Annotated in this window: 4 protein-coding genes and 1 pseudogene; 1 reads left to right on the forward strand and 4 read right to left on the reverse strand. The window is 75.0% G+C overall.

The window, feature by feature from the left end; genetic code table 11:
* On the forward strand, positions 1–3,071 hold a 3,071-nt coding region (locus AC5L34_RS28705), incomplete at its 5' end, for a type I polyketide synthase (RefSeq protein ID WP_494827789.1).
* Between the two features lie 382 nt (positions 3,072–3,453).
* On the opposite strand, the gene AC5L34_RS28710 is transcribed toward AC5L34_RS28705, so the two are convergent.
* The 4 genes and pseudogenes from AC5L34_RS28710 to AC5L34_RS28725 all read right to left on the reverse strand — a co-directional run.
* The gene (locus AC5L34_RS28710; protein WP_199184668.1) at positions 3,454–3,696 is read right to left on the reverse strand and encodes a ferredoxin; all 243 of its coding nucleotides are present in this window, start codon (positions 3,694–3,696) and stop codon (positions 3,454–3,456) included.
* A 63-nt stretch (positions 3,697–3,759) separates the two neighbouring features.
* Positions 3,760–4,635, reverse strand: coding sequence for an FG-GAP repeat domain-containing protein (locus AC5L34_RS28715; protein ID WP_441178123.1), 876 nt, complete (start codon positions 4,633–4,635; stop codon positions 3,760–3,762).
* Between the two features lie 174 nt (positions 4,636–4,809).
* Positions 4,810–6,006: an alpha-hydroxy acid oxidase gene (locus tag AC5L34_RS28720; protein WP_101414453.1), complete on the reverse strand. Its 1,197-nt coding sequence runs from the start codon at positions 6,004–6,006 to the stop codon at positions 4,810–4,812.
* Between the two features lie 61 nt (positions 6,007–6,067).
* Positions 6,068–15,283 (reverse strand): annotated as a pseudogene (locus tag AC5L34_RS28725) (type I polyketide synthase); the annotation flags it as partial.
* Between the last annotated feature and the right edge of the window lie 53 nt (positions 15,284–15,336).

Genomic DNA, 15,336 nt, shown 5'->3' on the forward strand with positions numbered 1-15,336 from the left:
AAGCACTCGCCGCCCACGGCCACCGCACCAAACGCCTCACCGTCTCCCACGCCTTCCACTCCCACCTGATGGACCCCATGCTCGACGACTACCGAGCCGTCGCCGCGTCCATCACCCACCACGAGCCCCGCATCCCCCTCATCTCCACCGTCACCGGCCAACCGCTGCGGCCCACCGCCGACCACTGGGTCGACCAGGTCCGCCAGGCTGTCCGCTTCCACGGCGCCATCCAGACCCTCGCCGGTACGCACCACGTCGACACCTACCTCGAAATCGGCCCCGACACCGTCCTCGCCACGGCCGCCAACGCCGCCGGCGACGCCACCACCATCGCCACCATGCGCCGGGGACAACCCGAGACCGCGACCCTCACCAGGGCCGTCGGGCAGCTCTTCACCGCCGGGACCGGCCCCGACGCCGCCGCGTACCGGGCGGGCGCCCGGGAGGTGGAGCTGCCGACGTACCCGTTCCAGCACCAGCGGTACTGGCTGGTCCCCGACGACTCCCCCGCCGACGCCGGTGGACTCGGGCTCGGGGCGGCGGACCACCCGCTGCTCGGCGCGGTGCTGGCGCTCGCCGACTCCCAGCGGAGCGTGCTCACCGGCCGGCTCTCCCTGCGCGAACAGCCCTGGCTCGCCGACCACGCCGTCCTGGGCACGGTCCTGCTGCCGGGTGCCGCCTTCGTCGAACTCGCGCGGCGGGCCGCCGAGCACGTCGACCTCGACCGCATCGAGGAGCTGACCCTGCACGCGCCGCTGGTGCTGCCACCGGACGGCGCGGTGCGGATACAGGTGGAGGTCGGGGAACCCGACGAGGCCGGGCGCCGACCGTTGCGGGTGCACTCCCGGCGCGAGGACGCATCCGACGGCGAGCCGTGGACGCAGCACGCGAGCGGCCTGCTCGACGCCGCCGCGGAGCCCGACACCGGCTGGGCCGGTGAGTGGCCGCCCGCCGACGCCGTCCCCGTCCCGGTCGAGGAGCTGTACGACCGCATCGCCGACCTCGGCGTCGACTACGGGCCCGCGTTCCGGGGACTGGTGGCGGCCTGGCGGCGCGGCGACGAACTGCTCGCGGAGGTCGCGCTCCCCGTCGACGCGCCCACGGCCCGCTTCGGACTGCACCCGGCGCTGCTGGACGCGGCCCTGCACCCGATCTCCCTGGCCACCGGGGCCGACGGTCCCCTGCGCCTGCCGTTCAGCTGGCACGGCGTACGGGTGTCGACCGTCGGGGCGACGGCCCTGCGGGTGCGGATCACGCCCACCGCTCAGGACGCGTACGCCCTGGCGCTCGCCGACGGCACCGGGATGCCGGTGGCCACGGTCGAGTCGCTGGTCGCGCGCCCGGTGACGATCGAGCAACTGCGCTCCACCGCCGGCCCGGACGGGCTGCACCGGTTGGAGTGGCTGCCGGTCCCCACGCCCGTGGCCCCCGCCGGCGCCTTCGACGTGTTCCAGGTCGGGACCGGTACGGACGCCGAGGCGGTACGGGCCGCCGTGCACGACGCGCTCGCGGCGGTCCACGGGTGGCTGCCCGGCGACCGTTCCCCGCTGGTGTTCGTGTCCCGGGGTGCGACCGACGGTACGAACCCGGCGGGGGCGGCGGTCTGGGGCCTGGTCCGCTCGGCGCAGACCGAGCACCCCGATCGTTTCGTCCTCGTCGACGCCGACGATCCGGCTCTCGTCGGCGCGGCCGTCGCGACCGGCGAACCACAGGTCGCCGTCCGCGACGGGGTGCCGACCGTGCCGCGCCTCGCGACCTTCGCGGCCGCGTCGGACCGCCCCCTGTTCGACCCGGCGGGCACGGTGCTCGTCACCGGCGGCACGGGAGCACTGGGCGCCGCGCTGGCCCGCCACCTGGTCACCGCGCACGGTGCGCGGCATCTCGTGCTGACCTCCCGCCGGGGGCCGGCGGCGCCGGGCGCCGCGGAGCTGGCGGCCGAGTTGGAGTCGCTGGGCGCCAGGGTCACGGTGGCCGCCTGCGACGCCGCAGACCGGGCCGCGCTGTCGGCGCTCCTGACGTCCCTGCCCGACCTGGTCGGTGTCGTGCACGCGGCGGGCGTGCTGGACGACGGTACGGTCGAGTCGCTCACGCCGGAGCGGGTGGACGCGGTGCTGCGGGCGAAGGTCGACGCCGCGCTGAACCTGCACGAGCTGGCCGGCGACGTCGAGATGTTCGTGCTGTTCTCCTCGGCGACGGGGGTGCTGGGCACGGCCGGCCAGGCGAACTACGCGGCGGCGAACGCCTTCCTGGACGCGCTCGCCGCGCGACGTCGGGCGTCCGGCCTCACGGCGACGTCGCTGGCCTGGGGCCTGTGGCGCAGCGGTGGCGCGATGACCGGTGGGCTGACCGAGGCCGACCTCGCCCGTATCGGGCGCAACGGTGTGCTGGCGCACACCGTGGAGGAGGGGCTCGCGCTGTTCGACGCCGCCTGCCGGACGGACGAGCCGTGTCTGGTCCCGATCAGGTTGGACGTGGCCGCCCTGCGGACGAACACGTCGGCGCCGCCACCGCTGCGATCCTTCACCCGGCCCCGGCGCGCCTCCTCGGCCGGCAGCGCGGCGTCGCTGTCCAGCCGGCTGGCCGGCCTCGCCGAGCCCGAGCAGCGCGAGGTGCTGCTGACCCTGGTACGCACGAACGTCGCCTCGGTGCTGGCACACGGCTCGGTGGAGACCGTCCGGGCGGAGCAGGCGTTCAAGCAGATGGGCTTCGACTCGCTGACGGCGGTGGAGCTACGCAACCGGCTCAACCAGGCCACCGGCCTGCGCCTGCCGGCGACGCTGACGTTCGACCACCCCACGCCCGCGGCGCTCGTGGAGCACCTGATCGGGGAACTGGGCGGCAACCAGGCGCAGCTCAACCTGCGTGCCCTCGTCGACGGCATCGCCAAGGTGGAGGCGACGCTGGAGTTGGTGGACGCGGCGCAGACGGCGGAGACGGACATCGCCGCGGCCCTGCAACGGCTGCTGACCAGGTGGCGCGACAAGTCCAGCCCCGCCGAGGCCACGGACCTCGCCTCGGTCACGGCGGACGACCTGTTCGACATCCTGGACAGCGAGCTGGACAACGTCTGACCCGGGTGAGCCACGACCGGCCCCCCACCCCGACGCACGACCGGGGTGGGGGGCCGGTCCGTTCGCGGGGCGCACGAGACGCCTCGCCGGGTACACCGAGGTGCCGGCCCGGACCGGAGGCGGCCCACCCGGCCGAGACGGCGTACGCGGCCCGCGCGTCGTCGCCCGACCCCGTGCAGCATCCGGCGCAGCCCGGTCGCGCCCAGCACCCGGGGCCCGAAACGGCCCACCGGCCCCGGGGCGTGCCCGGGGCCGGTGGGCCGTTCGAGATGTCCTGCGATACCGGTGCTTCAGCCGGTCGTCCGCGCGTACGGGATGCCGCCCGGGCCGGACCGGTGGTGTCGCCGCGTGGCCGGGAGCCGGGCGCGGGGCCCGGCCGCCGTCACCTCTTCGGGGCGATCTGTGCCCCCGTCCGCGCGTCGAACACCGAGATGGCCTCCACCGGGCAGAAGTCGGCGGCCTCCAGCACCGCGTCGCTCGGCGCCACCACGTCGGCCAGCGGCCGGGAGACCTGCTCCATCGTGAAGTGCTCCGGCGCGCTGCCGACACAGAAGCCCGAGCTGACGCATCGGGTGGAGTCCACCCTCAACCGCCATCCGGCCTGGTCGTCCGCGTTCTCGCTCACCGCTGCCCCTCTCGTCCCACGTCGGCGTCACCGGGCCGTCCGGCCTCCAGCGGGCCGCCCACGTCAGCTCACCACCGAGTACTTCTGCCAACCCGTCGCGAGGACCTCCGGCGCGGAGAACGTGGCCGAGGGCTGCTCCGGATCGAACTTGCCGTTGTGCAGGTGGACGACGAGCGTTCCGTCGGCTCGTACGGCCAGCAGGTCCGGCCGGCCGTCGAGGTCGATGTCGGTCACCGAGATGTGCGCGAACTCCTGCCAGCCCCGGCCGAGCGTGAACCACTGGCCCTCGCCCCGCCACCAGGGGCCCTCGCCGGAGGTGTTCTGCGCGAACTCGTACAGGTCGAGGTCGCCGTTGGCGCGGCGGACCAGCAGGTCGGGCCGGCCGGTGCCGGTGACGTCGGCCATCGCGAGCGGGAAGTCCTCGACGTCGACGGTCACCATGCGGTGCGCGGTGCGGTCGTACGTCTCGTTCTGCCTGACCTGCCGCTGGTTGAAGAACGCGTCGACATGGCCCGCGTCCTGCTCCCGGCCGAACATGTCGTCGCAGCCGTCCAGGTCCATGTCCGCGATGCCCAGCGTCTCCCACTTCTTGTCGTCGCGCGCGCCGGAGATGCGGATCGGTTCGCCGAGGGTGTCGAGGCCGTTCAGCCCGCCCTTGTTCGGGTAGAGGAAGATCCCGTGGGTCGGGTTCATGAAGCTCATGCTCACGCCGATGACGTCGGCGTAGCCGTTGCCGTTGACGTCGATGGGACGGACCAGTCCGTAATTGCGCGTCGGATGGAAGTCGGTGCTGATCAGCACCGGCTCGCCGAAGGTCTCGCCACCCCGGAAGCTGCCGCTGTGCGGGAAGACGAACAGTTCACCGGTGACGTCGTCACGGGCCATGATGTCCATCCTCCCGTCCCCGTTGAACGAACGGCAGTGACCATTCCCGCTCATGCGTGCCACAAATTACCTCCACGTACGCCCCGAAATACGACAGTCCGATCATTACGAACAGGAGTTGGGGGAGGTAACCCCTACCCGCACCCCTCACCACCCGCGAAGATGGCGACCGACGAGGAGAGATCGACAGACGACAAAGCCGATTTGGGCCTTGAACCCAACCCGGAGTCAGCGGAATTTGACGTGGGAACGGTTCAGTTCGGCCACCGAGGAGACCCCGAGCAGCTTCATGGTGACCTCGATCTCCCGGCTCAGGATCTCCATGGCGCGTACGACGCCACGGCGGCCGCCGGCCATCAGCCCGTACTGGTAGGCCCGGCCGACCACGGCGGCGGTGGCGCCCAGGGCGAGCGCCGCCACGATGTCGGCGCCCGAGGTGATGCCGGTGTCGACGAGCACCTCGACCCGGTCGCCGACCTCGTCGACCACGTCCGGCAGCAGCTCCACGGGCACCGGCGCCCGGTCGAGCTTGCGCCCGCCGTGCGTGGAGAGCCACACCCCGTCGACCCCGACGGCCGCGACCCGCTTGGCGTCGGCGACGCTCTGCACGCCCTTGGCGACGAGCTTGCCCGACCAGGCGCCGCGCAGCCACTCGACGTCCTCGATGGACAGCCGCGGGTTGAACACCCGCTTGATCATGTCGGAGGCGGACCCTCCGGTGGCCTTGAGCACCTGCGGCGACGGGGTGCCAGCCCGCCACTGCCGGACCCACCAGCCCGGGTGCAGGAACGCCTCGGCGATGGTGCCGATGCTCATCGACGGCGGGATGGTCAGGCCGTTGCGGATGTCGCGGCGGCGCGGCACGGAGATCGGCGTGTCCAGCGTCAGCAGGATCGTGTCGAACCTCGCCTCCTCCGCGAGCGCGAGCAGCTCCTTGACCATCGCCCGGTCCTCGGCGAAGTACAGCTGGAACCAGTGCCGGCCCTCCGGCGCGGCGGCGGCGACGTCCGCCAGCGACGTGGTGGCGAGGGTGGAGACCGAGTACGGCACACCGAACTGCTGCGCGACCGAGGCGACCGCCGGCTCGCCCTCGGCGTGCATCACCCGGTTGAACCCGACGGGCGCCAGGGCGAACGGCAGCTTCTGCCGCTTGCCCAGCACCGTACGGCTGGTGTCCAGGTTGGACACGTCGCGCAGCACCGACGGCTGGAACTCGATGTTCGCGAACGTCTCCCGCGCACGGGTGAGGCTGCGTTCGCTGTCCGCCGCCCCGTCGCAGTAGTCGAAGACCATCCGGGGCACGGCCCGGCGGGCGGTGGCGCGCAGGTCGGCGATGCCCGCCGCGCGCAGCAGCCGGCGTTCCGTCGGGTTCCACGCCACCTTGGGCGGCTTGATCAGGGTGCTCATCCGAGCGGACTTGCTCATGTGGGCTTCCTTCTGTGAGGGGGGTGAGGAAGGGGGCCGCTCCACGTCGTGGGGGGGTCGGCTACGCGACGAGGGCCCGCTGGGCGAGCAGTTCCTCGACCACCTCGGCGGGTGTCGGGTGGTCGTAGACGAGCGCGGCCGTCAGCTCCAGCCCGGTGAGGGCTTCGAGCCTGCGGCGCAGCTCCACGGCGGTGAGCGAGGAGAAGCCGATGTCGAGGAACTCCTGGTCCTCCTCGACGGTGGCCGCCGACGGCAGCCCGAGCGTGTACGCGGTCTGGGCCCGCACCACGTGGGACAGCACCGTGCGGCTCTCGGCCTCGTCGGCGCCGTCGAGCAGCCGGCGCAACGCGTCCGGGTTGTCGACGTCGAGCGTGTCCTCGGCGGTCTCGGTGATGTGGCGCATCGCGTCCGGCAGGTCCCGCAGCAGCGGGCTCGGCCGGTACCGGGTGTAGTCGGGCACGAACGAGGCCCAGTCCACGTCGGCCGCGACCCGGCCGACGGCGCCCGCGCCCACCGCGGCGGCGAACCGCTCGACGGTGAGGTCCGGCCCGACCGCTACGCACACCGCCCCGTCACGCCGCTGGGCGATCGCGTCGAACACGGCTGCCGTCTCGGCGGCGCCGGCGACCCCGAACAGCTCGTCGACCGTGTGCACGAGCACGAGCCGCTCCGCCTCGGCGGCGAGGGCGGTCGGGACCGCGTCGTCGGCGTCGCTGGTGACGACCACCGTGTCGGCGGCGCCCGTGGTGACCGTCGCGCCCGCCGCCTCCAGCAGGGTGGCGATCCGCTCCGCCAGCGGCCCGCCGTGCAGCGCGACCGTGCCGGCCGGCCGCCACGGGTCACCCGCGTGCGCGGGAGCCGCGACGAGCCGGCGGGCGAAGACGCCCGCCGGGCGCAGCGCCACCTGGTCCTCGCCCGCGCCCCGGGTGAGCACCCGGCACAGGGCGCCCAGGGTCCGCTCGTCGAGCGCCTCCGGCAGGTCGACGACCCCACCCCAGGCGCGGGGTGTGGTGACGGCGGCGGCCCGGCCGAAGCCCCACGCCGCGGCCCCGGTCGGATCGGCGACGCGTTCGCCGGGGGCGACCGCGACCGCCTGCCGGGTCAGCGCCCACACCGGAGCGTCGATGCGGGCCCCGTCGAGGGCCCCGAGCAGCTCGGCGGGGGCGGGACCGGTGGGCGTCGTCAGCACCCCCGACACCACGTGGTCCGGCGCGAGGTCGAGCAGTTCGTCGGCTGTGCCGGCGCGGTACACGCGGACGTCGGCGCCGTGCCGGGCCATCGCCTCGGCGATCGGATCGACGCCCTCCGGCACCAGCCAGACGCCCGGGAGCGCGGCGGCCGGCAGCGCGGTGACCGGCGACCACCGCAGCTGGTAGCCCGGCGCGGGCCCACGCCGCCACGTCGACAGGGCCACCGCCACGTCCTTGAGGGTCGCGGTGTCATCCAGGCCCAGCAGCGCGCCCAGGTCGTCGCGGTCGACCGCGGCCCAGAAGTCGTCGCCGGGCGCGGCGACGGCGGGCGCGTCCGGCCACAGGCGGGTGCGCTGGAAGGCGTACGTGGGCAGCGCCACCGGGCGCGCGCCGGCGAAGAAGGCCGCCCAGTCGACGGGTACGCCACGGTTGTGCAGGCGGGCGAGGGCCTCGGTCGCCACCAGCGCCGGGTCCCGGTCGGCGCGCTGCGCGGGAACGAACTCGCCGTCCGCCACGCACTCGCGGCCGAGCGCGGTGAGCACCGCGTCCGGGCCCAGTTCGAGGAAGGTGCGTACGCCGCGGGCCGCCAGCGCCTCGACCGCCGTGGCGAAGCGCACCGTGGCCCGCACCTGCTCCACCCAGTACCCGGGCGTCAGCTCGGCGACGTCGCCGGTGACCGTGGAGAGCACGGGGATCGTCGGCGGGTGGTGCGCGACGGACTCGGCCACCGCGCGGAACTCGTCGAGCATGGGCTCCATCAGCGGCGAGTGGAACGCGTGCGACACGGTGAGCCGCTTGGTCTTGCGGCCGGCGCGGGCCAGCTCAGCGGCGACCGCCAGGGTGGCGGCCTCCTCGCCGGAGAGCACCACCGACTCCGGCCCGTTGACGGCGGCGATCGCGACGTCGCCGGTGAGCAGCGGCGCGACCTCGTCCTGCGTGGCCCGTACGGCCACCATCGCGCCGCCGGTGGGCAGCGCCTGCATCAGCCGGCCGCGGGCGGCCACCAGCCGGGCGGCGTCCGGCAGGGTGAGTACGCCCGCCACGTGCGCGGCGGCCAGCTCACCGATCGAGTGCCCCGCCACGAGGTCCGGCCGTACGCCCCACGACTCGAACAGCCGGAACAGGGCCACCTCGACCGCGAACAACGCCGGCTGCGCCCAGCCCGTCTGGTGCACCTCGTCGGTGTCCAGCACCTCCCGCAACGGCCGCTCCAGGTGCCGGTCGAGTTCCCCGCACACCTCGTCGAACGCCCGCGCGAACGCCGGGAAGCCCAACAGCTCCGCCGTCATGCCGACCCGCTGCGCCCCCTGGCCGGTGAACAGCACGGCCGTCGCGCCGGCGGTGTCGGCGGTCCCGCCGACCGCACCGGGGGCGTTCTCGCCGCGGGCCAGCGCGGAGAGGCCGGCGCGCAGCTCGTCGAGGTCCCTGCCCAGCACGGCCGCCCGGTGCCGCAGCGCGGTACGGGTGGTGGCCAGCGAGAAGCCCACGTCGGCGGCGGACGCGTCGGCGGTGAGGCGCGCGGCGAGCCGGGCCGCCTGGTCGCGCAGCGCGGCCTGGTCGCGGCCGGACACCAGCAGGGGCACCACCGGCACCTCGGCGGTCGAGTCCACCACCACCGGCTCCGGCGCCTGCTCGATGATCGCGTGCGCGTTGGTGCCGGAGATGCCGAACGAGGAGACGCCGGCGCGGCGCGGGCGTCCCGTCTCCGGCCAGGGCACCGCCTCGGTCAGCAGCCGGACGGCCCCGTCGGCCCAGTCCACGTGCGGCGACGGCGCGTCGACGTGCAGCGTCTGCGGCAGCACACCGTGCCGGATCGCCTCCACCATCTTGATCACCCCGGCGACACCGGCGGCGGCCTGCGTGTGCCCGATGTTCGACTTGATCGAGCCGACCCAGAGCGGCTGCTCGCCCCGGTCGCGGCCGTACGTCGCGATCAGCGACCGGGCCTCGATCGGGTCGCCCAGCGTGGTGCCGGTGCCGTGCGCCTCGACCGCGTCCACGTCACCGGGGCGCAGCCGCGCGTCGGCGAGCGCCTGGTTGACCAGGCGCTGCTGGGAGGGGCCGTTCGGCGCGGTCATGCCGTTGCTCGCGCCGTCCTGGTTCACGGCGGTGGCGCGCACGACGGCGAGCACCGGGTGGCCGTTGCGGCGCGCGTCGGAGAGCTTCTCGAGCACCAGTACGCCGACGCCCTCGCCCCAGCCGGTGCCGTCCGCGCCGGCGGCGAAGGACTTGCACCGGCCGTCCGGCGCGAGGGCCCGCTGGCGGCTGAAGTCGATGAACGCGTTGGGCGTCGCGAGCACGGTCACGCCGCCGGCGAGGGCCAGGGCGCACTCGCCCCGGCGCAGCGACTGGGCGGCCAGGTGCAGGGTGACCAGCGACGACGAGCACGCCGTGTCGACGGTGACGGCCGGCCCCTCCAGCCCCAGCGCGTACGACACCCGGCCGGAGACCACGCCGCCGGCGACGCCGGTGCCGATGAAGCCGTCCAGCTCGGCGGGCAGGTGTTGCAGGTGCGCGCTGTAGTCGTGGTACATCAGGCCGGCGAACACCCCGGTGCGGCTGCCGCGCAGGGTGGTGGGGTCGATGCCGGCGCGCTCGACGGCCTCCCACGAAGTCTCCAGGAACAGCCGCTGCTGCGGGTCCATGGCCAGGGCCTCGCGTCGGGAGATGCCGAAGAACTCGGCGTCGAACCAGGCCGCGTCGTACAGGAACGCGCCCTCGCCGCAGTAGGTGCGGCCCGGCTTCTCCGGGTCCGGGTCGACGAGGTTGTCGATGTCCCAGCCCCGGTCGGTCGGGAAGCCGGCCACCGCGTCGACGCCCCCGGCGACCAGGTCCCACAGCTTCTCCGGGGAGCTGGCGCCGCCGGGGAAGCGGCAGCCCATGCCGACGATCGCGATCGGGTCGTCGCCGCCGCCGTCGGAGGAGGCCACCACCACGGCGGCGGCCGGCCCGCCGTCGAAGAGCTCCGCGTCCAGGTGCTCGGCGAGCACCGTCGGGTTGGGGTAGTCGAAGACCAGCGTGACGGGCAGCCGCAGGCCGACCACCGCGTTGAGCCGGTTGCGGAACTCGACCGCGGTGAGCGAGTCGAAGCCCAGCTCCTTGAAGGCCGTCGTGGCGCCGACCGCGTCGCCGCCGCCGTGCCCCAGCACGACCGCGACCTGCGCGCGGACGACGTCAACGAGTTCCTTGCGGCGCTCCGCCGGGCCCCGCCCGGCCAGGGTCGCGACCAGGTCGGAGGCCGCCGCGGCGTCGGCCGAGACCTGCCGTCGCGCCGGGGTGCGGACCAGGCCGCGCAGCACCGTGGGCAGCACCCCGCCGGTCGCCTGCTCCCGCAGCGCGGCGAGGTCCAGGTGGATCGGCACGAGGGCGGCCTCCGGCGCGCCGAGCGCCTCGTCGAACAGCGCGAGGCCGTCCTCCGTGGACAGCGGCCGTACGCCGGAGCGCCGCATCCGGGCCAGGTCGGCGTCGTCGAGCGCGCCGGTGAGGCCGGTGCGCTGCGCCCACATGCCCCACGCCAGCGAGACGGCGGGCAGGCCCCGGGCACGCCGGTGGGCGGCGAACGCGTCGACGAAGGCGTTGGCCGCCGCGTAGTTGCCCTGCCCGGGGCCGCCGAGGACGCCCGCCGCCGAGGAGAACACGACGAAGGCGCTCAGGTCGCCGGCCAACTCGTGCAGGTTGACCAGCGCGTCGACCTTGGGGCGCAGCGCGGTCGCGAGCCGCTCCGGCGTGAGCGACGCGATCATGCCGTCGTCGAGGACGCCGGCCGTGTGCACGACCGCCGTGGGCGGGTGCTCCGCGACGAGCGCGGCCAGCGCCGCGCGGTCGGCGGCGTCGCAGGCGGCCACCGTCACGTGGACGCCCTGGGCGGTCAGCTCGTCGTGCAGGACCGCCAGGTCCTCGGTCATGCCCCGGCGACCGGCGAGCACGAGCCGGCGGACGCCGTGACGCGCGACGAGATGCCGGGCGACGAGGCGGCCGAGCGTGCCGGAGGCGCCCGTGACCAGGACGGATCCGGTGATCTCCGGCGGCGTGCCCGGTTCCCCCGCCGCCTTGGCGAGGCGGGGCGCGAGCACCTCGGCGTCGCGCAGGGCGAGCTGCGGCTCACCCGTACGCAGCGCGGGCACCAGGTTCGGCTGCCACCGCTGCCCGGCGACGTCGACCAGGACGAACCGGCCGGGGTTCTCGGACTGCGCGGAGCGTACGAGCCCCCACACGGCGGCGAGCGCCGGGTCGGTCCCGTCCGTCGCGCCCTCGGTGAGCAGGACCAGCCGGGCGTCGGCGAACCGGGCGTCGGCGAGCCACTCCTGGACGGCGGCGAGGGTGCGCTCCGCCACCCGGTAGGTGTCCCCCACGAGGTCGTCGCCGTCGCGGGTGATCGGGAGGACCACGTGGCCGGGAACCTCGGTGATCGCGGCGAGGCTGTCGTACGCGGTGGCGCCGGGCAGGTCGCCGCCGACGACCGCGACCGTGGCCGCGCCGTCGGCCACCGGGACCGGCACCCAGTCGAGCACGTGCATCGCCTGGTGGCGTGGGTTGGTCAGGGCGGCGAGCGCGCCCGCGGGCAGGCGGCGCACAGCCAGCGCCTCGATCGCGGCGACGGGCGCGCCCGCGTGGTCGGCGACGGCCACCGCGACGGCGTTGGGGCCCGCCGGCCGGATGGTGACCCGCAGCCGGGCGGCGCCGGTGGCGTGCAGGCTCACCCCGTGCCAGGCGAACGGCAGCCACGGCCCGCCCGCGCCGTCGTCGGCGGTGAAGACGCCCAGGCCGAGCGGGTGCAGCCCCGCGTCGAGCAGGGCGGGATGCAGGCCGAAGCCGGCGACCTTCGCCGTCTCGGGCGCGGTGACCTCGGCGAACAGCTCGTCGCCCCGCCGCCACACCGAGCCCAGACCGCCGAAGGCGGGGCCGTAGGTCACGTCGAGCGACGCGAACCGGTCGTACAACTGCGCGGTGTCCACCGCCTCGGCGCCCTCGGGCGGCCAGACACCCGCCGGGGTCGCCGCACGGTCGTCGGCGCCCGCTGCGCCGGTGGCGAGGGTGCCGGTGGCGTGCCGGGTCCACTGGCCGTCCGCGTCGGGCCGCGAGTGGACCGTCAGCCGCCGGGCACCGTCCGGGCCGGGCTCGCCGACGCGGAGCTGTACCTGCACCGCGCCCCGCTCCGGCACCACCAGGGGCGCCTCGAGCGTCAGCTCCTCGATCCGGGTGGCGCCGACCTCGTCACCCGCCCGGATCGCCAGCTCGACGAAGGCGGTGCCGGGCAGGAGGATCCGGCCCGCCACCCGGTGGTCGGCGAGCCAGGGGTGCGCCGAGGTCGACAACCGGCCGGTGAGCAGCACACCGTCCGCCCCGGCGAGCGACACGGTCGCGCCGAGCAGCGGGTGCCCGGTGGAGCCCAGGCCGAGGCCGGTGGCGTCGACCGGGCCGCCCGCGCCGCTCGGCCAGTAGGTGCGCCGCTGGAAGGCGTACGTCGGCAGGGCGACCGGCCGGGCGGGGGCGGTGACGAGCGTGGCCCAGTCGGGCCGTACGCCCCGGGTGTGCGCCTGCCCCAGCGACAGCAGGAACCGGCGCAGGCCGCCCTCGTCGCGGCGCAGCGTGCCGACGACGGAGCCGCCCTCGGCCTCGTCGAGCAGGTCCTGCACGGCCGGTACGAGCACGGGGTGCGAGCTGACCTCGATGAAGGAGTCGACGCCGTCGGCGACCAGGCCGCGTACGGTCTGCTCGAACTCGACGGTCTGCCGCAGGTTGCGGTACCAGTAGTCGGCGGTCAGCTCCGCGGTGTCGAGCAGCTCGCCCGTCACGGTCGAGTAGAGCGGGATGTCGCTGGTACGCGGGCGGACGGGGGCGAGGATCCGGAGCAGCTCGTCGCGCATCGACTCCACGTGCGCGGAGTGCGAGGCGTAGTCGACGTCGATCCGCCGGGCCCGGACCTCGTCGCGCTCGCACTCGGCAAGCAGCTCGTCGAGCGCCTCGGGCGACCCGGATACCACCACGGTGGCGGGCCCGTTCACGGCGGCGATCGACAGGCCGGGCCGCAGCCGTCGGGCGACCTCCGCCACCGGCTGCGACACGGACACCATGCCGCCCCGGCCGGCGAGTTCCACGGCGATGAGCTGGCTGCGCCGGGTCACCACCAGCGCGGCGTCGTCGAGGGAGAGCGCGCCGGCCACGCAGGCAGCGGCGATCTCGCCCTGGGAGTGCCCGACGACGGCGGCGGGCTCGACCCCGTACGAGCGCCACAGCGCCGCCAGCGAGACCATCATGGCGAACAGCGCGGGCTGGACGACGTCGACCCGCTCCAGGGAGGCCGCGCCCGGTACGCCGCGCAGCACGTCGAGCAGCGACCAGTCGGTGTGCCGGTCCACGGCGGCGGCGCACCGCGTCATCCGGTCGGCGAAGACGGGCGAGGTGTCGAGCAGTTCGGCGGCCATGCCCAGCCACTGCGAACCCTGCCCGGGGAAGAGGAAGGCGGTGCGGTCGCCGACGTCGGCGAGGCCGGTCACGAGGTTGCGGGCGGCCTCGCCGTCGGCGAGCGCGTCGAGGGCGGTGGACAGCTCCGCCCGGTCGCCGACGAGCACCGCGCGGTGCGGCAGGCGGGCCCGGGTGGTGGCGAGGGCGTGCGCGACGTCGTGCTCGGTGTGGTCGTCGGCCAGGTGTCGGCGCAGCCGGACCGCCTGCTCGCGCAGCGCCGCCTCGGTACGGGCCGACAGCACCCACAGGGTGGGGCCCTCGGCCGGCGCGGCGTCCCGCGGGGCCTCGACGGCCGGGGGCTCCTCGATCAGGACGTGGGCGTTGGTGCCCGAGATGCCGAACGACGAGACGCCCGCCCGGCGCGGGGTGTCGCCCCGCGGCCAGCCGACCGGCTCGCTCAGCAGCCGCACCGCGCCGTCGGTCCAGTCCACGTGGTGCGACGGCCTGTCCACGTGCAGCGTGCGGGGCAGTTCCTCGTGCCGCAGCGCCATGACCATCTTGATCACGCCCGCGACGCCGGCGGCGGCCTGGGTGTGCCCGAAGTTGGACTTCACCGAGCCCAGCCACAGCGGCCGGTCGCGCTGCTGACCGTAGGTGGCGATGAGCGACTGGGCCTCGATCGGGTCGCCCAGCGTGGTGCCGGTGCCGTGCGCCTCCACCGCGTCCACGTCGGCCGGGGTGAGCCCGGCGCTGTCCAGGGCCTGCCGGATGACCCGCTGCTGCGACGGCCCGTTGGGCGCGGTCAGGCCGTTCGACGCCCCGTCCTGGTTGACCGCCGAGCCCCGTATCACGGCCAGGATCTGGTGGCCGTTGCGGCGCGCGTCGGAGAGCTTCTCCAGCACGAGTACGCCGATACCCTCGCCGAACGCCGTGCCGTCCGCGGCCGAGGCGAACGCCTTCACCCGCCCGTCCGGGGCGAGCCCCTTCTGGCTGGAGAACTCGATGAACGTGCCCGGGGTGCCGATGACGCAGCTGCCGCCGGCCAGCGCGAGGTCGCAGTCGCCGCTGCGCAGCGCGTGCGCGGCCACGTGCATCGCCACCAGCGACGACGAGCACGCCGTGTCGACGGTGACGGCCGGTCCCTCCAGCCCCAGCACGTACGACACCCGGCCGGACACCACGCTGCCGGCGACCCCGGTCATCGTGTAGCCGATCAGCGCGTCGATGTCCTGCTGCATCGCCGACAGGTACTCGACGCTGTTGGCGCCGACGAACACGCCGGTCCGGCTGCCCCGCAGCGAGTGCGGGTCGATGCCGGCGTGCTCGAACGCCTCCCACGAGGTCTCCAGCATCAGCCGCTGCTGCGGGTCCATCGCCAGCGCCTCGCGCGGGCTGATCCCGAAGAAGCCCGCGTCGAAGTCGATGGCGTCGGAGATGAAGCCGCCGCGCCGTACGTAGCTGGTGCCGGTGCCGCTGTCCGGATCGAACAGGTCGTCCAGGTCCCAGCCCCGGTCGGTGGGGAAGTCGGTGATGCCCTCCCCGCCGGCCGACACCAGCTCCCACAGCTCGTCGGCGGAGCGTACGCCGCCCGGGAAGCGGCAGCCGATGCCGACGATAGCGATCGGCTCCCGCTCCGTCGCGGTCCGCAGCTTGCGCCGCGTCTCGTGCAGGTCGGCCGTCACGCGCCGGAGGTACTCGACAAGCTGTTCTTCGTTCGCCATCAGTAGCCCTCCTC

The sequence above is a fragment of the Micromonospora sp. ZG13 genome (assembly GCF_059359355.1).

Coding starts and splice junctions, on each gene's coding strand:
- AC5L34_RS28720 (WP_101414453.1), bottom strand. CDS start 6,006: ATGAGCAAGTCCGCTCGGATGAGCACCCTGATCAAGCCGCCCAAGGTG.
- AC5L34_RS28715 (WP_441178123.1), bottom strand. CDS start 4,635: ATGAGCGGGAATGGTCACTGCCGTTCGTTCAACGGGGACGGGAGGATG.